Source organism: Rhodococcoides fascians A25f (assembly GCF_000760935.2).
Taxonomy (GTDB): domain Bacteria; phylum Actinomycetota; class Actinomycetes; order Mycobacteriales; family Mycobacteriaceae; genus Rhodococcoides.
In genome coordinates this window covers 4,215,664-4,235,089 of sequence record NZ_CP049744.1, presented here as the reverse complement: position 1 = coordinate 4,235,089, position 19,426 = coordinate 4,215,664, and the positions used below count along the sequence as shown (strand labels likewise).

Sequence of the window (19,426 nt, the reverse complement as noted above, 5' to 3'; positions counted from 1 at the left end):
GATCAGCACTTCTCGACCCTTTCGCGTCTTGTTGGTCCTTCGGAAGCTGTGGTGTGATGCCATCCGACAGGTTGTTGGAAATCGACGACCGTGGCGTTCTGCGCCGTAAAGGGCAGCTGATTGGCCGTTCGGCTCGGTGGGCAACTCGACGCCATGAGACGGCGGGAGATTTCGGCTGCGGTCCACATGATTCGATGCTTGAGTTCGTCGACCCGCAGCCTTTGCTGGGGTCCGCATGCCGAAATGGCGGCCACCACATTGCCGAACTCGAAAATGGGGGCACCGACACACGCGACACCGGGAACCGCTTCACCCCGCTCCGTGGAGTATCCGAAGTTTCGGATGCTACGGATCGAAGACTCCAGTGCTTCCTCACTCATGATGCTCGCGTTTGTCTGACGCCTCATGCCGCTCTTCTTGTATTCCTCGACTATCGGATCGGGGGAGTAGGCCAGTAGGACTTTTCCTACGCCGGTGCAATGGGCCGGCAACCTGCCGCCCACGCGCGAGGGGAGTCTGCCGCCGAAGGGGCCGCCAACCTTCTCGAGGTAGACCACATCGTGTTCGTCGAGCAACGCGAGGTGCACCACGTGTCCGGTTGCCGTGGAGAGTTCCTGCATAAGGGGTCGAGAGATCTCGCTGAAGCGGGTACGTTGTTCGACCTGACTACCGATCTCGAACATACGCAAACCGAGTGTGTACTCGTTGTCCCGCCGGTCGATCCACCGCGCCGTGACCAATTGTTGCAGGATTCGGTGTACCGACGACCGAGGCAATCTGCTGCGTGAACTGATCTGTCCGAGTGTCAGGGTGCCCGATGACCGGGCGAAGACATCCAGAATCAGAACCACGCGTTCGACCATGCTTGATGGAGCATCGGACATCGTCAACCTCCTAGCGCCGGCATGGCTCATGATCTCGATATGTATTACTTGTTACAACACCATGCCGAATCAGTATGGACGCAACCGACCGCTTTCGGACAAGAATCGAACAGTCGGTCTAAAAATGACTGTACTCGTCGGCATCGGATCTGGGTTGCGTCTCGGTGAGTGGGATTCGACCGCCTCGTCCGTAGTGCACACGGTGAGACTGTGGTCGGAGCAACAAAGAGATGTGCATCACTCGTGTGCGTGAAACGTGATTTGGATCATCAGCGCCGACGAGCCACGATCGAAGGGGACTCAACGTCATGTTCAGACACCGCCGCGGGACGATCTCCACAAGTTGGTTGGTCTCGTGACGAGCGATACGAATCTCGCGACGGCTCGAGAAACGGCACATGAGAAGGGACGACGGATTCCCGGCGAGCCCGGTCTGTGGGTCTTTCTTCTCGGTGACATGATCGTCTTCGGCTTCTTCTTCGTCGCCTTCTTGATGGAGCGCAGCAAGGAACCGGAGGAGTTCACAGCATCTCGTGAGGCGCTGGGATTGGCCATAGGGCTGACCAACACGATGATCTTGCTCGTCAGTTCACTGTTGGTCGTTGTGGCCCTGAACGCCCTCCGTCTCGGAGCTCATCGCTTGGCATCGAGGCTGTATCTGGGTGCGATTGCGTGCGGCGTGTTTTTTACGGTGCTCAAGATTTCCGAATATATCCACATGATCGGCGCCGGGCACGGGCCGGAGGTCGGTCCCTATTACATGTGGTTCTTCATTCTCACCGGCACGCACCTGTTTCACGTAGTCATAGGTCTCGTCGCACTGTGGGTGATGTTCACTCGCGCGCGACATCGAGTCGAACTCACGGGTACACAGCGTCTCGTCTTCGAGGGCGGTTCGTGTTACTGGCACCTGGTCGATCTTCTCTGGATGGTCCTGTTCCCTCTCGTCTATCTGGCGGTATGACTCATGACAACAAGTTCGATCGACCTGAAACAGCTTCTTCCCGCCCGAATCGTCGTCACGTGGGTCATCTTGGTCCTCGCGGCCGTCGTGGGCCCTTTGCTGACGCTGGACTCCCACGGCGGCACGGTCTCGGCAATCGTCGTTCTCGCCATTGCCGCGATCAAAGTTCGACTGGTCGGCTTGGACTTCATGGAACTGCGTCACGCTCCGTGGGAGCTCCGCGCTGCCTTCGAAATATATTGCGTTGCACTATGGCTCGTGCTGTCAGGATTTTTCGTGTTTCTCTGAGCCGTTCGAGCGCACACGTCATCATCCGTCGAACCAATGGTTCGACACTCATCTCAGGAGGAAATCATGGCCACTGAAGTGGAGACATTCGATGTCATAGTCGTAGGTTCAGGCGGCGGACTGATCGGTGCCTACGTCGCCGCGTCTCGCGGTCTTCGCACACTCGTCATCGAAAAGACCGACAAGGTCGGCGGTACCACCGCCTATTCCGGTGCCGGATTGTGGTATCCCGGAAGCGCTCCCGTGACGCGGGCCGGCATCGAGGACGGCACAGACAACGCTCGCGAGTATCTGCGCGCCTTGGTCGACGACCCGTCCCGCGAGCCACTGCAGGATGCATATTTCAAAGCCGGAAGAGAGCTGATCGACGAACTGGAGACGAATGAGCGGTTCGGGCAGTTCTTCCACCAGCCGGTTCCGGAGTACTTCGCTGCCGCGCCTGGCTTTTCACCTGCAGGAAACACGATCTTTCCCTCACCGCTTTCCGCCGCCGAGCTCGGCGACAACCTCGCCATCCTGCGCAAGTCGATTCCGGACGAACGTTGGGGTGACGACGAAGGCCCGGTCCTGTCGGGTGGGCGGGCACTGATCGGCCGAGCGCTGTTGGCATTCCTCGACACCGGTCACGGCGTGCTCCGCCTGAACACGGCGCTGAGCAGTCTCGTTATCGAGGATGGCCGCGTCGTGGGCCTCAAGGCCACCAGCGACGGTGCGGAGGTGACATATCGAGCGGAACGCGGAGTTCTGCTCGCCGCAGGCGGATTCGAACACAACGCACAGTTGCGCACCGAGTACGGCAGGGTCCCCCTCACCGGCGAGTGGTCCAACGGAGTCGAAAGCAATACCGGTGATGCGTTGACCGCCGGCATAGCGGTCGGTGCCGATATCGATTTGATGGACGAAGCGTGGTTCGTACCCGGCCTCGTTCAGCCGGACGGTCAACCCGTCTTCCAGACCGGCACACGCGGCGGGATCTGGGTGAACGGAGCAGGCGAACGTTTCACCAACGAGACGCAGCCGTACGACCAATCCGGCCATGCTATATACAACGCAGAGGCAACTACCGGGGTGTCGCACATGCCGGTCCGATGGATTCTCGATCAGAAGCAGATCGACAGGGACAGCTTCGGCGGTGATCCTGCCGTGCCGGTGCGCCCGGAATGGTTCGAGTCGGGCGCGCTGGTCAAGGCCGATACGCTCGAGGAACTGGCCGACATGATCGGTGTTCCTTTCGAGAACCTCAGCAATACCGTCAAGGAATTCAACGCGGCCTCGGAATCCGGTGTCGACGACAGGTTCCATCGCGGGGAGACGCCCTGGGACAACATGTTCCGGTATGTCGTCGGTTTCCCTGCTCTTCCTGCGCAGAACTACATCGTTCCGCTGCCTCAGGATGTTCCCAATCCGCTCCTCGGGGCGATCGATACTGCTCCCTACTATGCCGCCACGATTCGGCTCTCCGACATCGGAACGAAGGGCGGACTCCGGACCGACGAGTGCGCTCGGGTTCTGACCACGAACGGGTCGCCGATAAAGGGCCTCTACGCTGCGGGCAACACTATGGCCGCGATGTCCGGGAGCGTGTACCCGGGTGCCGGCACCCCCATCGGCTCGTCCCTGGCGTTCTCCTATCTGGCGGTTCTCGACATGGAGAACAGCCGCAACGCCGACCAGTGATCCAGCTGGCCGAACCAGGGCGGGCTCACCTCTCGGGTGGCCCGCTCCGAAATACGAAGTGGAGTTGTGTGTGACCGGACGTATGGACGGCAAGGTTGTTTTCATCACGGGGGCAGCTCGTGGTCAAGGGCGCTCGCACGCGGTGCGGCTGGCCGAGGAGGGTGCCGACATCATCGCGGTCGATATCTGCGATCAGATCGACACCGCGACGTACGCGATGGCGACCGAGGCGGACCTCGCCGAGACAGCACGGCTGGTGCAGGACACGGGTCGTCGAATCGTCACTCGGGTGGCCGATGTTCGAGATCGCTCGAGCATCGCGGAGGCGCTGAAATTCGGTGTGGCCGAGATGGGCCGACTCGATGTCGTGGTGGCAAATGCGGCGATCTGCCCGATCGGTGCCGATGTCCCACTTGTCGGATACTTCGACACGCTGTCGGTGGATCTCGTCGGGGTGATCAACACCGTAGAAGTCGCATTCGGGTACTTGGAATCGGGTGCATCGATCGTGTGCATCGGCTCGATGGCATCGATGCTCACCGGGCTGGTGGACAATCCTGCCGCGGGACCTGGGGCGGCGGGGTACGGGCACGCCAAGCGGGCCGTCGCCCGGTTCGTCCATGAGACGGCACTTCAGCTGGCTCCCTTGAATATTCGGGTCAACGCCGTTCATCCGGGCAACATCGACACGGCGATGTTGCAGAACGATGCCATGTACAAGCTCTTTCGACCCGATCTCGACGCGCCGACCCACGAGGATGCTCAATCCGCGTTCGGAAGCTCGCACAAACTCCCGGTGAAGACGATCTCGACGAGAGACATCAGCGAAGCAGTTCTCTACCTCGCCTCCGACGCTGCCCGATTCGTAACGGGACAGCAATTGAAGGTCGACGCAGGTGCACTTCTGACTGCGACAACATCGGGAGCCCCGCCGGTATGACGATCGACCAGCGCCCGGTTGGGCGGGAAGCCGGTGTCGGCGACGGTGAGATGGGTAGACCGGGCCTGTCGGTGATACTCGCTGAGGACGTAGAAGCGCGCCGCGACAAGTTCCACCGGATGCGACAACCTGATCTCGGCGGCGGAATTCGTGAACGAGAAAGAGTGCGCCGCTCGTGGACGGACGCAGGCGGAGATCCGGCCTCTCTGAGCGTGGCCCTCGACATAGATGTCCTGATTGCCGACGACGCTCCGTCGGCTCGGACTCGTCTGAGTCTGCGCGGTGAGGAAATGTTCGGTAGCACCGTGCGCTACGTCGGAACCGCGCGAGGTCTGGTGTCGCTGATAGTCGATGTGTATTCCGCACATGTTGCCGATGCCGTCGTTCTCCACGCAATCGATCGAGGTGCACCTGATCCCGGATGCACCTCTGCGTTGCTCGCGCGGGAGGTTCTGCCCCTGTTCCACAACCGATCTCGGTGCCCTCGTGATCGTGCTTCGTGACGTATCGGATGTGGAAGCGGCCGTTGGGCGCGACATCGGACCGACCGACTGGATCACGCTGTCGCAACATCGAATCGACTCGTTCGCGCGGGCGAGCTCGCATGCACCGGGCACCGACTCTCCCCGCCGGGAGATCGTGCCCGGTTCGGTGGGTACTACTGGGGCGCAGGAGTTTCTGACCCTCGCTCTGATTCCGTACTTCCTCGGCCGGCTGCGTCGGTTGGAAGGCGTGTCGATGGGAGTCAACTGCGGGCTCGATCGCGTGAGATTCGTTGCACCGGCACCCGTGAACAGCCGTCTCCGAGGACGAATGACGATCCGTAGCGTCGCAAGACTGCCCGGGGCGGTTCAGCTCGTCACTCGTGTGACGGTGGAGCGCGAGTACGCCCGAAAAGTCTGTTGCACTGCTGATTTGATCAGCAGAATCTATCTTCGAGAGAATCACCGCTAATTGCGTTCCGGTCACCGGAATTTCCTGCGATGTTTTTTTGTGCTGTTCACCACACTGTAAACGTTCGTCACACGACGAAGTCGACGCCGAGGGGCGATACCGATCAAGGAGATCTCTCAGATGAACAAGGGCCTTCAGTTCAAGTATCAACGGATTGCTGCATGGTCCGGATTCGTGGTCATGATTGTGGTGGGTATCTGTTTCTTCTCCTTTGCGAAAGTGCAGCCGCCGTTGTCACCGACCATGGAACCCGATGGCATCAAGGAATTTCTGATCGCCAACCGATCCGGCATCCTGTGGTCCGTCGTGCTTATTTCGTTCGTCGTGCCGCTCGAGTATCTGTTCGTCGTCACCACCAGCTGGCAGATGAACCGGATCGAGGGCGGCTGGGGATTGCTGTCCATGACACAGCTTCTGACGGGCGTCGTGGCCCCCATCGGATTCATGTACCCGCTTTTCGTTCTTGCCACAGCGGCCTACCGCGCAGAAGAACGCTCACCGGAGATCCTGTCCGTCCTCACGGACTTGTTCTACTTCATGTACGTGGGTTTCGCACTGGTCTTCGTGCTACAGGTCGTGGCCATCGGCATCGCCGTGATGTCCGACAAGCGGAGCACGCCGATCTTCCCGCGGTGGTTTGGCTACCTCAACTTCTTCCTGGGTGTTGTGTTGGCTCCCGGAGTCTTCATCTTCGTGGTCCAAGACGGCCCGTTGGCCTGGAACGGTCTTTTCGCCTTCTGGCTCCCGTCGTTCGCCTACCTGCTGTGGAAGGTATCGACACCGCTCCTCCTTCTCAAGGCAGTCAAGTCCGAGGAAGCAGAGCACAAGGCTTCGGTCACGGCCGAGACAGCGTCCCGAGTCTGAATCGGAATTTGATCTTCCTGCACAACGAACTGCGGCTCCTGGCTATTCATCCAGGGGCCGCAGTTCGTCGTCGCGTCTGATCGACGGCTAGGCACCGAGCATGAGAAGTCCTCCGTTGACCGCGATCAGTTGGCCAGTCATGAAATGTGCGCCCGTGCCGGCGAGAAAGACCAGTATCGGCCCGAGGTCTTCGTCGGGCTCACCCAATTTGCCGCCCAGGGGTATCAGAGTCTCGAGCTGTTTCTCGAATCGAGCTGCAGCTTCGGGACCGATGAAATCAGTTCGTCGGTCGGCACCCGGTGTGGCCACTGCAGGTGCGAGCGCATTGACCGTCACACCGTCCTTCGCCCACGTGCGCGCGGCGGATCGCGTCCACGCGTGAACGGCGGCCTTTGCCGATGCGTACGTCGCCGACAGGGGGCTACCCGACACGCCTTCGCTCGAACCGAAATTGATGATCTGGCCGCCGTGCTCGCGCATCACCGCGTATGCGGCCTGATTGGTGATCACGGTGGCACCGAAATTGACGTCGATCATGGTACGGAGGTTGTTCTGGTCGATTGCGCCGGGTGCGCCTGGCTCCCACAGACCCGCGGCGTGTACCAGAACGTCGAGGCCCCCGAGGAGATCGACTGTCTCGGTGAGGCAATCCGCGACGGAATTTTCGTCGACGACGTTGCACCGAATCCACGTCACATCGGACTCCGACATCGGCGGTGGAGTCCGATGGTAGGTCCCCACCACCCGCGCGCCTGCAGCGGACAACACGCGAACGGCGGAGGCGCCGATCCCTGTTGCCGCGCCGGTGACGAGAATTCGTCGGTCGTGCAGTGCCTCAAGCATATTCATCTCCATCTCGTTGCGATCGGTCGTCCGATCGTCGGTACTTGGCCGCACTGTAGACTTTTGAATCCGCGACTCCTATGCATCGGACCGTTCAGTGGGAATGCCGATCTGCGCAGTCGGGCGTGGCAACCGAGAGGGCTGTGAGCGCAATGAGGACAGTCTCCATCGCACGTCTGGCAGCCGCCGATCTCGATCCGGTGTCGCCGGACGATGTGGTGTCCTTCGTCGATCTGACGGAGAGGGCCGATACCGAGACGGTATCCGCTGCAGCACAGCGCGCTCGCAGGTCGCACCGCATTCTCATCGGAATCGGCTCCCCGTCGGAAAACCTCGAAGTGCTGGGCGAATCGCTGTCGTTCTCGATCGACGACGGTCCCGCTGAGGGATTTCGGAGCGTCCGTGTCTCCGGTGTCGAACGAGAAGTTGCCCAGATCGCCGATTCTGTGCGGGCAGCTCCGCTGGCGTCGATGACGTGCAACGGTCTCTTACGGATGGCCCAGACACTCGACGTTCACAGCGCACTCGTTGCGGAGTCGATGGCGTATTCGACCCTGCAATCCGGTCCGGAATTCCGAGGTTGGCTTGCCGGCAGGAGAAGCTGTCGAGGGTCCAGCGCGTGCTCCACAGTGCAGGTGAGCAGAGACAATGACAGACTCACCATCGAACTGGACCGGCCCGAGGTGCACAACGCGATCGATGCGGGCATGCGCGATCAACTGGTGGAGGCTCTCCAACTCGCGCTGGTCGACGACACGATCGACGAAGTGGTACTGAGCGGCCGCGGAAAGTCGTTCAGCAGCGGCGGTGACCTGACGGAATTCGGTTCCACCCCGGACCCCGCGACTGCGCACCTGATTCGCACCGAACACCGTCCGGGAGAACAGATCTATCGACTGGCCGAGAGGTTGGGGACCCGTTGCGTCGCGCACGTGCATGGTGCTGTCATCGGTGGTGGGCTCGAACTCGCTGCCTTCGCCGGACTCGTCGTCGCCGATTCGAATGCGGTCTTCGCCTTACCCGAGGTGTCGATGGGATTGGTCCCGGGTGCCGGGGGGACCGTCAGCGTCTCTCGGCGTATCGGGCGCTGGCGTTCTGCCTGGTTGATGTTGACCGGCAACAGGATCGATGCGGCGACAGCCGAACGATGGAACCTCGTGGACCGAATTCACACCGGATCGCCTGCGATATAGGTTGCTTGCACTGCGTCTGCACTGGGATTGCGAAGAACGGTGTCGAGCGATGCATGCAGAAGGACAAGGTCCGCTTGCATGCCAACGGTGACTCGCTGAGGCGGACCGCCAGGATCGTGGCTCGGCGAAAGAAACGCGTCGAGTGCGACGCGGGCGTGGATCCGCTCGTCTGCAGCGACGGACACACCGGACTCGCTCAGTCGGTCGGTTGCACTCACGATGACCGACCAGGGGTCGAGTGGACCGTACGGAGCGTCACTCGAGAAGGCAACGGGGATCGAAGCGCCGATCAGCGATGCGCAGCGGTACAGGTTGCTTGCATCGAGCGCGTCGGCTTCGCGGAGGAACAAGTCGCCTCGATCGGCGAGGAACCCTGGCTGAGTGACGACCCGCAGGCCCAACTCGTGGATCCGATCGACCAACTGGAGCGGAACCACCGATGCATGCTCGATGCGGTCTCCGTCCAGCGAACCGATTTCGTCGAATGCGTGAAGTACCAGCACAAGGGATTCGATACTCACACAGTGGACAGCGACCGCCCGTTCGAGGCAATGAGCTTTTCGGATCACCCGTGTCAGCGAATCGATATCGGGCAGTGCAGAATCGGCGACAACGATCTTGTACGGCCCGCACGTCAGCCGCCCGCCGGTGTCCGAGGATTCGAGTGGGTCGGAAACCAGCGGAAAGCCCATGAGGTGCACACGCTGCGGGAGGTGCCCTTCCGCCATGGCCTGCTCGATGGCAGTTCGAGACTCGCGTGGCATGTCGGGGGTCGCGTCGGTGACCGAGGTGACTCCGAACCGGGCCAATGTGTGCCCTACCTCGTTCAGGCTCGGTGGGGGTAGTTCGGGAAGGCGTGTGCGCAGCCATGTATCCGCGCGCCACACGCGACCGGTGGGCAAGCCGTGCACGGAGCGTTCTATTCCAGGGTGATCGGCGTCTGCCAGCCTCGAGGCCGTGACCGCCAGCGAATTGAGCATCCACAGTGCGCCGCTACGGTGTTGGATCCTTACCGGTCGGTCCGAATGCAACTCGTCCAGCCTCGTCGCGTCGAGCAGACCCGCTGTTCGCTCGTCGTATCCAACACCTCGGACCCAACCGGCTTGGTCTCCGGGCGACGAGGCCAACGCCCGAGCGAGGTCTGCAGCACCCCCGATCGCTGTGGGACCACACCGCACCGACAACGATGCCGCAGCTAGTGCGTGCAGGTGAAGATGGTGATCGGTCAGGCCAGGAATGACCGACTTGTCGTGACCGTCCACCACGTCCGCGCCCGTCGTACTCAGCCCTCGGCCGATGCTGTCGATGACTCCGTGTTCGATTCGGATGTCCATCCCCCGGATGCCGTTCACCTCGACGTCCTGAATCACCCTGATGGTCATGGCACCTCGATACCCAAGCTATGAAGTGTGGCTGCTGTCGTCTCGCCCGACAGGGGTGCACGGCCAGGACGTGTGCGGCACTGTGGGGGGTGTGCTCCGGAGTGCTGCGCTGGGGCGGTCGCGGTGGACACAGTCGAGCCGACGACAGAGGACATCGACATGTCGATCAGCTGCCCGCAGTCGGTGCGGCTAGTGAGAACGGCTGCAGCGGAGGCCAATCCAGTCAATGGATCGGCTATGGCGTCACCCACGAAGAGTGGTGTGCCGTGGACGTCCCAGGCCACCAGACCGCTCGTCGCGGCGATGTCGTCACCGAAACCTATTCGGTCGGACGAGCGGCCCGCGGCGGTGATGGAGACCCACACGCCGCCATTCTGTGCGAAGCGTTCGGGATCGAGTCCGAATCCGATGAGCGCGCGCGGGCGGGACGACTCGATGACGATGTCCGCTCTGGCCACCAGCTGTGCGAGTGCGTCGCGCTGGCTGCGTATCGAAGGATCGAGGGCGACCGACTCGTGGCCACCGTGCAGCAGGCGATAGAACTCGGCGTTACCGCGCCTGGCACCGTCCGGTCGCTGCGGGGTTTCGACCTTGACGATTCGTGCCCCCGCCAGTCCGAGGAGGTGGGCGCACAACGGTCCGGCCCAGAGGGCGCTGAAGTCGACGACGAGTGCGCCCTCGACCGACCGAAAACGGTTGTGCGAAAACGAATTAGTACACACTGCCTCGTCGGGTTCACGAACCACGCCGCCTGCGATGCCGAGCATGGAGATGCGTGCGGTCACCTCGTCGTCTGGTGTGGATTCGAGCCATCTCGCGACCTTGGGCCACACGTTGTGATCCGAAAGCTCCTCGCCGACCAAGGCTCCGAGCAGATGCACGTCATCCGGACGGGCGCAGGAGATCACGCCCCAGCTATCGCGGGTACGCAACAATCTCGCCGATCCGCCGACCGAGACGGTGCCGTTTCGACTTCGACCGGTGAAGGCCGCCCGTTCCGCGAGTAAAGCGGCACCGTCGACGGTGACGGGGTGCTCGGTAAGGACAGTTGCTGCTGCGAGAAGAATCGAGAGCGAACGCGCAACCGAGGCCGCATTGCCTGGAGGCAGCACGGGAGGACCGTCGGCGTGCCCAGTTAGCGCCATGACACCGCTTTCGGTCCAGTCGCGGACGGTATCAACGAAATTCACAGACCCGACAGTACCCACTGGCAGGGAGCAGCGGGCCCTGTACGCCTGTCTAGTGGACGGCGACCGTTGTTGTCCACGATCGGATTACGCACGATGCCGAGACGCTTGACCTCCACTCCGACGGTATCTCCGGGCTTCGGGAGCCACGGGTGGGTTTCGGGCATATCGTCCAGCGGTTTGCCGCTCTCGACCGTCCGTTACCGGGACCGTTCGCTCGAATGTGAACCGTTCGTCATGTGGTCAACGGATCGCCCCGGCACCGGGAACTCGCTCGGACATCGACGACCCTCATGTCGGAGAGCGTCGCTTCGAGCAGGCCTCCGCCTTTCACGAAGGTGTTCATTATTTGCAGTTATTATTCAATATTCGAAGCCAAGCTGTGATCGATGGGATTGCATCCGGCATGAGGGCCGATGTGATCGAGGATTCGAGGTATCGAGGAGTGGCGCGAACTGTGATGATCGAATTCGGAAGGGGCTGCGCTGACAACAATGGCAACGGCGACCGTTCTGCTGGTGTCCCAGGGTTTGAATTCAGGGCCTGCTGCGAATGTATCCGCGCCGGCGGTACGCGAGACGCCGGAGGCTCTCGACGAGTCGCCACCGGTCGTGTCTGTTTTGTCGATCGCGGACGCAACGGTCTTGCGTAATCCGGGCGAGGATTCTGCTCAGATCTTGTGGACGGCGAATGCGCCGGATGCGCAGATGACGATCTGAGGGTGGCCCTTCAATCGGGGGCTGTCTCCGAGTCGCACGTGCACGAGGTATCCGAGCAGGTGTGGTTGGTCGAAGAGGGCACAGCGACAATGTTGTTGGACGATAACGAGGTTCGGGTGATCTCAGCCGGGCAGCTGGTACGAACACGCTGCTGGTGCATCTCATGTATCGAGAACACTGGTCCGGGGGTGTTCGGGTATTGGAGCATCACCACACCTCCGGAGGACTTCACGAAGTTCTAACCCGATTCGGCGACACAGACTCACACGGGTGCCCCATGATCTGCACCCCTGCGCGGTCGAACGTTTCGGCAGCCCTGGGAGGACAGTACTGAACCGATCTCCGTCTCGGACTCGGTTGCTGCGACTATCTTTCACTGTGCGGTCGGGTGCCGGCGCGCTCACGGCGTTGGGGAGGGTGACTCGGTCCTCCGTCGTCTCCACGCACTCGGCGGACATCGCAGCCAATCGACGCGCGGCGAGTGCCGCACTTGCTGGGTTGTTCGATCTGCAAGTCAGGTGGCGGGCAGGGTCGAGCCGATTCGTGCGCCGCATTCGGCGACGAGGTTGCCGAATTTCGATCCGGGGTCGGGTGTTATGCGTGGAAGTGGTCCGGTCAGGCAAACCGCAGCGACGAGTTGATCGCCCGCCAACACGGGTGCGCTAACGGACCCAATTCCGGGTACGCGGGTGCCTTCGGTTGCTGCGTAGCCGAGTTCGGTGTCGTAGCGGCCGGTGAGTATCAGTGCAGCCGATCCCTCCTGGAGGGGGATGAGGCTGCCGACTTCGAGGACTACACGTAGCGCATCGTTGGACTCGAAACTCAGCACACACAGTCTGTATGCTCCGCGTTTGACCCAGAGCTGGGTCGATTCACCTGTCGTATCTCTGAGCTGTCGCAGCGCGGGGCCGGCTGTCTCGGTGAGCACGGCCTGACTGAAGCGGTGGCCGAGAAAGTAGCGACCGTCGTCGTCGCGTCGCATGAAGCCATGGCGGCACAAGGCAGTAGCCAGGCGGTATGCGGTGGAGATGTTGACATCGAGCGAATCGGTAATTTCCGGAAGTGTCATCGGATGTCGTTCGACGAGGTCCATCATGGCAACGCTTTTGTCGAGGACGCCGACTCCGGTTTTGGTCGGTTCGGACTTGTGCGTCGCATTCATCTTTTCACCTTACGAGAACTCAATGCCAACAAGTGGCATCGACATGTCAACAGGTGATTTCACCGCCCGTGTGGCTCTCTTGGATCGAGGACGCGGCGATCGTTGGCGCAGTGTTACGCGTTGATCGAGACCGAAGTGTCGAAGAGTTCGATCGAGGTCACAACCGTGTGCTGTATCGCCCGCCGCGCTGCGCCCCACGTCTCCACCGCGTCCGAGGCATCGTCCGAGTCTGCTGTGAAGTGGAGCGACGCGGCCAAAGCTGCGCGCCGTAGTTCTGCGTCGACGTTGACCTTCGCAACTCCGATATCGATTGAACCGCGGATCTACTCTTGCTCGGTGAGGATGTCGGTGCCGTGGATCAGTACGGGATCGTTCCGTTGCGGTCCTGTAAGGCGACGGTCGAGGCCATCTGACAGCTGATTCCTTCTCTACAGGCGAGGCTCGCGCGGTGGGACCGATGACGTCGCGCAGTGTCGTTGGACGAGATCCGGAGGTAGACGAGGTCTGGGACACGGAGTCTGTACTCATCCCTGTCCCAGACCTCGGTGTTCGGACGTTGTGCTCAGGCGACGCGACGTAGGCGTGAAGGGGTGGCCGGGATTCGTGCCAGCGAGGACGCCAACGGATGTCCAACCAGACCGGAGAGCCGGTCACGGAGTGCGGGCAGGGCGTCGACGTCGACGCCGGTGTCGATGCCTTCACGGTGAAACATGTGAATCAGATCATCGCTGGCGATATTTCCGGTAGCGCCGGGTGCGAAGGGGCACCCACCGAGTCCTCCGAGTGCGCCGTCGAAGCGTCGGATGCCGAGTGCGAAGCCCGCCCAAGCGCTCGCGGACGCCATGCCGTAGGTGTCGTGCAGGTGCAGAGCGATGCGCTCGACGGGTAGGCGAGTGGCGAGTTCTGCGACGACGCGGCGTACGTCTCCCGGGGACGCAGCACCGATAGTGTCGGAGATGATGACGGTTTCGGCACCCAGATCGATGTAGGTCTGTGCGACGCGGGCTGTGCGCTCGACCGGGGTGTCGCCGTCGAATGGGCATACGAACGCGGTTGCGATCGCACCCTCGATGCGGATGCCGGCCTCGGTGAGAATCTCAGCTGCGCGCCGAATACGTTCGAGTGCCTCGTCGGTGGGTACGCCGGCATTCGATTTACTGTGTCCATCGGTGGCCGACACGACCAGCCGAACATTGCGGGCGCCGGCCCGCACCGCGTTTTCCGCGCCTCTCTCGTTCATGAGCAAGGTATGGAACGTCGCCGGCGTGTCCGCGAGGCCCGCTACGACCTCTGCAGTGTCAGCCATCGTCGGTACGGCCTTGGGGTTGACCCAGGAGCCGACTTCGAGTTCTTCGAACCCTGCCGCGATAAGTGCTTTTCCGAATGCGATCTTGTCTGCTGTCGGGACGATTGTGGGTTCGATTTGCAGCCCGTCGCGGAGTGTGACGTCGGTGATGAATACTCTGTCGCTCATGCTCAGATGACTCCCTTGGTGTCGAAGGCTTCGATGTGGTCTGTGTCGTAACCGATCTCGGTAAGGACGTCTTTGGTATGCGATCCGAGGTCCGGTCCCATCCATCGGGTCCGGCCGGGAGCTGCGGACAGCCGTGGGACGATTCCAGGAAAAAGCACCTCCTGTTCGGTATCCGCGTCGATCCGGATCGAGTGGCGCTCGTTCATTCCACGTGCTTCAAGATGCGGATCGTCGGCGAGATCTTCGATGGTGTTGATCGGTCCACTCGGCACGAACGCGTCGGCGAGCAACTGCAATGCAGCTTTGCTGTCGAGTGACACAGCCCAGTCCGAGATGGCTGCGTCGATCTCGGTTTCGCGTTCCACGCGTCCGGCGTTGGTCTGTAGAGCAATGTCGGTACCGAGGTCCGGTCGTCCGACGACGTTCATGAATCGGCCGTAGATCGCGTCGCCGTTGCCGGCGATGACAATGTATTTTCCGTCCGAGCACAGATACGTGCCGGAGGGGCATACGCCGGGCATCTTGCTGCCCAGTGCGCCCCGAATGGTCCCGAAGGCAGAATAGTCGGGAAGGGTGGACTCGAGCATGGAGTAGATCGCTTCGTAGAGAGCGACATCGACTGTTTCTCCGCCGCGACCGCTACGCTTGCCAATTATTCCGATCAGTGCTCCGACAACGGCGTACAGCCCAGCTACGAAATCGGCAAGACTCACTCCAGTTCTAACCGGGGTTTGTCCGGGTTCGCCGGTGAGGTGGCGTAGGCCACCGTAAGCCTCGGCGACCGCGCCGAAACCCGCGAGGTGGCTGTTGGGCCCTGTCTGTCCGAAGCCCGAAACGCGCACGAACACAAGGTCGGGATTGACCTCGCGTAGCGCATCTTCACCGAGTCCCCACTTCTCAAGAGTCCCGGGACGAAAATTCTCGAGGACGATGTCAGTACGTGCGATCAATTTCAGTGCGATCTCGCGTCCTTCGTCGGTGCGGAGATCGAGGGTCAAGGACCGTTTGCTGCGAGCGACGCTGCGAAAGAGTAGGGATGTATCACCAGCTCGTAATCGCCAGTTACGGAGCTCGTCTCCAGTTCGGGGGCGTTCGACCTTGATCACGTCCGCGCCGAAGTCCGCGAGGATTCGGCCAGCTGTGGGGGCGGCGATGAAATTTCCTAGTTCGAGGACGCGGATGTCCTCGAGCGCTCCTCGGGTGTGGGCCATCTCGCCTACTCCTTCATATAATGAACATGAGGCTTCATATTATGATTCGATCGTACGGTTCTGCGGTCGCTCGGTCAAGGGATGGTTATGGCGACTCCGAATTCGATGACGCCCTCCTGGAACGGGAAATTCGAGAGACTCAGCCGTTGCTTCCTGCGATCACAGCACCAGACTCAGGGGGGTGATGATGCACAATGCGACCACCGATGCGACCGACACCCCCACGGTGCACGTTTTGAGAGTTCCGCGGGTGGTCTGTCCCATGAGGGATTTCAGGAGCCAAAACGTGTTCGAGGTGACGTGTATGGCGAACAGCGAACCAGCGCCCGCTGCGAGGGCGAGGAAGACGGGATCGAGTCCGATCATCGGTGCCACGGGGGCGAGGATGCCCGCTGAGGTGATCGCCGATATGGTCACCGATCCCACGGCGATGTGCAGCAGGGCTGCAATGACCCAGACCAGCAGCACAGGCGCGACGGTGTTGGCGGAGAAGTACTGTCCCAGGATTTCGCCGAGTCCGGCGAGCTTAATCACCGCGGCGAGTGATCCGCCGACTCCGGTCAGCAGCAGAATCTGACCACTCTCGGCAAAACCTCGTCCGACGGCTTTCTCCACCCGGTCCCGGCCGATGGTGCGGCGCGCGAGCAACGAGGTGCCGACCAGTCCGATCAGGAGTGCGATGGCAGGTTCGGAGATGAACTCCACTATGCCAATTTCAACATCAGCGATGCCGAAGATCGCGCCGAGGCCGATCAGGACCAGCGAGAGCATCAGGGGAGCGAAGAGCATTGCCAGTGGGACCGGGCGTTCGGTCGGTGGCGAGGCCACAACAGTGGATGATCGATCTACTCTGCTCGGGGCGTCGTCTTGGGGCATGGTCGGATCTTGCGCGCGGCGGGAAGTCGTTGTGGCACCGGCGTCCCCATGGTGTTCGGGGTCGCTCCGTCCAGTGTCGTGAGCGCTTTCGACATCGATGCGGACTGCCTCTTCGTCAGCCTCGCTCCACCATCCCCGCTGAAACAGGAACGACATGATCGAGACCGCAATGGCGACCGTGGGGACGATGACGACGAGTCCGAAAAGCAGCATTTTTCCCAGAGGGACCCCCAATAGGCCGGCGAGGGCGATGGTGCCGACACCAGGAACCATGAGGACAATTCCGCATTCTCCGCCTATTGCCAGGGCCGTGGCCATTCGTGCGGTTCCGGCCTTGCCGATTCGAGTACCGATGCTGCGCGCGAGTGGTGCCGAGATCACTACCAATACATCGAGGAAGATCGATTGTAGTGCAGTGGCAAGGGTGAGCGAGAACGCCATTGGAACACGCTTGGGCCCGAAGACTTTCAGCAAAGCATCGACCAGCCTGCCGATCGCGCCCATCTCATGAAGAATCGCGCCGGTCAGCACACCGAATGCCACCAGGAGGCCGACCTCGGCCATGATTTCACCGAATCCCGCTGTGATGGTGTCCACTGTCGTGCGCACCCCAGCACCGGTCACGAGGCCGAGGTAGGCGGCACCTACGACCAGAGAAATAACCGGATTGAACTTCAAACGCATGATCAGGACCACGACAGCGAGCACCGCGATCGCGGTGTTGATGACGATCCATGTATTGGACATCGTGACTCTTTCGTTGGACGACCCGGGAACGGGATGGCTACGGCGCAGGCCGTACACGTCCCGTACGGCTGCATTCACAATGTAAACAAAATTAGGTGTTCCTTGTCACTATATGATCACGTTGTGTTGTCGATCGCAAGGAAACCGGGCATCGGGGATGGCCTGATCAGCCGCATCTTCAGATCCGGCAACAGCTGAGATGTGCCCGTTGCTGTCTTCGATTCTCGAACGCGTCGACCCTACGGGGATAGTTAAGTACTGCGCCGAAAAAAGTTGTGAGACAACGTATTAGTTCCTCAAGGGCCGAGGGACTGCGGCATGGGCGGGAAACTAGTGACACGGCTGGTGAATCAAGAAGTCGGATGCCGGCCCAGCCCGGTGAACGCCCGGTTCGTGGGTCCACACCACACTCGACGTCGCCGGTCGAAGTCACGAATCGAAGTCGGGGCGGACGAATGACGACGGCTGAAGGTGACGTCCGCAATGGCGCGTAAAACAGGCGAAGCACCGCACCGCTCGCACGAGAAGGCGTGCACGAAAGGAGCAGTCTGTGCCCGAATCGGGCGTCCTGTACCGTGAATGCCCGGCGCCACCAGCTACAGGAGCGTGCGACGTAATCCTGTGGGTGAGTCGTTTGCGTTCGGCGGGGGTGGGACCTCCCCAGGTACCCGTAGCGCTCACGTGCAGCAAGGGCGTCCTGCCGACATTGAGCGACTACCGGGCACTGCCGACAAACCGCCGCTGCGGCGGCGTCGCGGTTCGTCAGAACTACCCCGTGCTCCGGTCCGGGGGGGCAAGCTCGACGGCATGGACCGGCACCGCGCGGAGAGAGGCCATTGCCAATTTTCGACGGTCGGATCTGGAAGCTCGGGGCAAGTTTGTTGTTGCTTAACGCTGCCCTGCCTGTTCGAGTGCGGGTCAGGCCGTGCGGCCCCACCCATCGACCGATTCGGGGGTACGCGGGGACGGTCCGGTGTAGATGGCGGCGGGGCGGACGAGTTTGCCGAGGCGCTTTTGCTCGAGGATGTGCGCGCACCAGCCGGCGGTGCGGCCGCAGGTGAACATGGCGGGCATCATCTGGGCGGGAACTTCAGCGAAGTCGAGGATGACGGCGGCCCAGAATTCTACGTTGGTTTCGATGGGACGGTCGGGGCGACGCTCGCGCAGTTCCGCGAGTGCTGCCTGCTCGAGAGCGGCTGCTACTTCGTAGCGCGGTGCGTTCAAGCGCTTGGCGGTTGCACGGAGCACCCGTGCGCGTGGGTCTTCCGCGCGGTAGACGCGATGGCCGAAGCCCATGAGCTTTTCTTTGCGGTCGAGGATTCCCTTGACGAGTCCGCGGGCATCGTCGGACTTCTCGACCTCTTCGATCATCGGCAGCACGCGGGCCGGTGCGCCGCCGTGCAGCGGCCCGGACATTGCGCCGATGGCCCCGGACAGGGATGCTGCGACGTCGGCTCCGGTGGAGGCGATGACGCGGGCGGTGAACGTCGACGCATTCAGGCCGTGTTCCGCGGCGGAGACCCAGTAGGCGTCGATGGCCTCGGTATGCGCGGGGTCCGGGTCACCTTTCCATCGCGTCATGAACCGCGCGGTGACGGTTTCGCACTGGTCGATCTTCTTCTGCGGCACCGCGGGCTGGTAGATGCCGCGCGCGGACTGGGCGACGTAGGACAGGGCCATCACCGACGCGCAGGCGAGGTTGTCGCGGGCGGTGGTGTCGTCGATGTCGAGCAGTGGCTGGTAGCCCCAGATGGGTGCGAGCATGGCCAGGCCCGCTTGAACGTCGACGCGGACGTCGCCGGTGTGGATCGGTAGCGGGAAAGGCTCGGCCGGCGGTAGTCCTGGTCCGAAGCGGCCGTCGACGAGAAGCGCCCAGACGTTGCCGAAGGTGACGTGCTTGGACACAAGATCTTCGATGTCCACTCCGCGGTATCGCAATGCGCCGCCGTCTTTGTCCGGTTCGGCGATGTCGGTGGTGAATGCCACGACGCCTTCTAATCCACTGATGAAATCCTGCGGTAGATCCATTACGGACATTGCTGTTCACTCTTTCGTTGAAGA

General features: G+C 61.7%; 20 protein-coding genes. 10 read left to right on the top strand and 10 right to left on the bottom strand.

Going from position 1 to position 19,426, the window contains the following annotated elements; genetic code table 11:
• Positions 1-2: 2 nt before the first annotated feature.
• A complete protein-coding gene (locus tag BH93_RS19760; protein WP_080739181.1) occupies positions 3-884 on the bottom strand; it encodes an IclR family transcriptional regulator in 882 nt (293 codons plus the stop codon).
• Positions 885-1,239: 355 nt separating this feature from the next.
• On the opposite strand from BH93_RS19760, the gene BH93_RS19755 reads away from it, so the two are divergent.
• From BH93_RS19755 to BH93_RS19725, 7 genes are all read left to right on the top strand, one after another.
• Positions 1,240-1,848 (top strand): cytochrome c oxidase subunit 3, encoded by a 609-nt coding sequence (locus BH93_RS19755; protein ID WP_052065773.1) that lies wholly within the window; start codon positions 1,240-1,242, stop codon positions 1,846-1,848.
• A gap of 3 nt (positions 1,849-1,851) precedes the next feature.
• A complete protein-coding gene (locus BH93_RS19750; protein ID WP_037176176.1) occupies positions 1,852-2,136 on the top strand; it encodes a cytochrome C oxidase subunit IV family protein in 285 nt (94 codons plus the stop codon).
• 66 nt (positions 2,137-2,202) lie between these two features.
• Positions 2,203-3,813 (top strand): FAD-binding protein, encoded by a 1,611-nt coding sequence (locus tag BH93_RS19745; protein ID WP_037176178.1) that lies wholly within the window; start codon positions 2,203-2,205, stop codon positions 3,811-3,813.
• Between the two features lie 70 nt (positions 3,814-3,883).
• Positions 3,884-4,753, top strand: a complete 870-nt coding sequence (locus tag BH93_RS19740) for a mycofactocin-coupled SDR family oxidoreductase (protein ID WP_155291069.1) — start codon at positions 3,884-3,886, stop codon at positions 4,751-4,753.
• Complete coding sequence (locus BH93_RS19735) at positions 4,750-5,256, top strand: hypothetical protein (RefSeq protein WP_052065587.1); 507 nt, start codon at positions 4,750-4,752, stop codon at positions 5,254-5,256. The genes BH93_RS19740 and BH93_RS19735 overlap by 4 nt, the downstream gene beginning before the upstream one ends.
• Positions 5,240-5,707 carry a hypothetical protein gene (locus BH93_RS19730; protein ID WP_037176181.1) on the top strand — a complete coding sequence of 156 codons (468 nt, stop codon included), beginning with the start codon at positions 5,240-5,242 and terminating at the stop codon, positions 5,705-5,707. Before BH93_RS19735 ends, BH93_RS19730 begins: the two co-directional genes overlap by 17 nt.
• A gap of 120 nt (positions 5,708-5,827) precedes the next feature.
• A complete protein-coding gene (locus BH93_RS19725) occupies positions 5,828-6,571 on the top strand; it encodes a hypothetical protein (RefSeq protein ID WP_037176182.1) in 744 nt (247 codons plus the stop codon).
• Positions 6,572-6,658: 87 nt separating this feature from the next.
• Here the strand turns inward: BH93_RS19725 and BH93_RS19720 are convergent, their stop codons facing one another.
• Positions 6,659-7,414: an SDR family NAD(P)-dependent oxidoreductase gene (locus BH93_RS19720; RefSeq protein WP_037176981.1), complete on the bottom strand. Its 756-nt coding sequence runs from the start codon at positions 7,412-7,414 to the stop codon at positions 6,659-6,661.
• A 152-nt stretch (positions 7,415-7,566) separates the two neighbouring features.
• Here BH93_RS19720 and BH93_RS19715 point away from each other — a divergent pair, with 152 nt between their 5' ends.
• A complete protein-coding gene (locus BH93_RS19715; protein ID WP_052065589.1) occupies positions 7,567-8,607 on the top strand; it encodes an enoyl-CoA hydratase/isomerase family protein in 1,041 nt (346 codons plus the stop codon).
• Here the strand turns inward: BH93_RS19715 and BH93_RS19710 are convergent.
• Positions 8,583-9,989 (bottom strand): amidohydrolase family protein, encoded by a 1,407-nt coding sequence (locus BH93_RS19710; RefSeq protein ID WP_037176184.1) that lies wholly within the window; start codon positions 9,987-9,989, stop codon positions 8,583-8,585. The genes BH93_RS19715 and BH93_RS19710 overlap by 25 nt on opposite strands.
• The gene (locus BH93_RS19705) at positions 9,986-11,134 is read right to left on the bottom strand and encodes a CoA transferase (protein WP_037176186.1); all 1,149 of its coding nucleotides are present in this window, start codon (positions 11,132-11,134) and stop codon (positions 9,986-9,988) included. Before BH93_RS19705 ends, BH93_RS19710 begins: the two co-directional genes overlap by 4 nt.
• A gap of 536 nt (positions 11,135-11,670) precedes the next feature.
• Here BH93_RS19705 and BH93_RS19700 point away from each other — a divergent pair.
• Positions 11,671-11,895: a hypothetical protein gene (locus BH93_RS19700; protein WP_037176188.1), complete on the top strand. Its 225-nt coding sequence runs from the start codon at positions 11,671-11,673 to the stop codon at positions 11,893-11,895.
• Entirely contained in the window at positions 11,856-12,137 is a 282-nt protein-coding gene (locus tag BH93_RS28310; RefSeq protein ID WP_080739183.1) for a cupin domain-containing protein, read from the top strand. Before BH93_RS19700 ends, BH93_RS28310 begins: the two co-directional genes overlap by 40 nt.
• Positions 12,138-12,409: 272 nt before the next feature.
• Here the strand turns inward: BH93_RS28310 and BH93_RS19690 are convergent, their stop codons facing one another.
• The 6 genes from BH93_RS19690 to BH93_RS19665 form a co-directional block, all read right to left on the bottom strand.
• The gene (locus tag BH93_RS19690) at positions 12,410-13,057 is read right to left on the bottom strand and encodes an IclR family transcriptional regulator (protein ID WP_037176193.1); all 648 of its coding nucleotides are present in this window, start codon (positions 13,055-13,057) and stop codon (positions 12,410-12,412) included.
• 562 nt (positions 13,058-13,619) lie between these two features.
• Positions 13,620-14,531 carry a hydroxymethylglutaryl-CoA lyase gene (locus tag BH93_RS19685; protein WP_037176194.1) on the bottom strand — a complete coding sequence of 304 codons (912 nt, stop codon included), beginning with the start codon at positions 14,529-14,531 and terminating at the stop codon, positions 13,620-13,622.
• 2 nt (positions 14,532-14,533) lie between these two features.
• The gene (locus tag BH93_RS19680) at positions 14,534-15,742 is read right to left on the bottom strand and encodes a CaiB/BaiF CoA transferase family protein (RefSeq protein ID WP_037176196.1); all 1,209 of its coding nucleotides are present in this window, start codon (positions 15,740-15,742) and stop codon (positions 14,534-14,536) included.
• Positions 15,743-15,901: 159 nt separating this feature from the next.
• Positions 15,902-17,365 (bottom strand): GntP family permease, encoded by a 1,464-nt coding sequence (locus BH93_RS19675; RefSeq protein ID WP_037176199.1) that lies wholly within the window; start codon positions 17,363-17,365, stop codon positions 15,902-15,904.
• Between the two features lie 178 nt (positions 17,366-17,543).
• A complete protein-coding gene (locus tag BH93_RS28305; RefSeq protein WP_197914430.1) occupies positions 17,544-18,302 on the bottom strand; it encodes a WhiB family transcriptional regulator in 759 nt (252 codons plus the stop codon).
• Positions 18,284-19,402 (bottom strand): citrate synthase 2, encoded by a 1,119-nt coding sequence (locus tag BH93_RS19665; protein WP_037176200.1) that lies wholly within the window; start codon positions 19,400-19,402, stop codon positions 18,284-18,286. Before BH93_RS19665 ends, BH93_RS28305 begins: the two co-directional genes overlap by 19 nt.
• Positions 19,403-19,426: the final 24 nt, after the last annotated feature.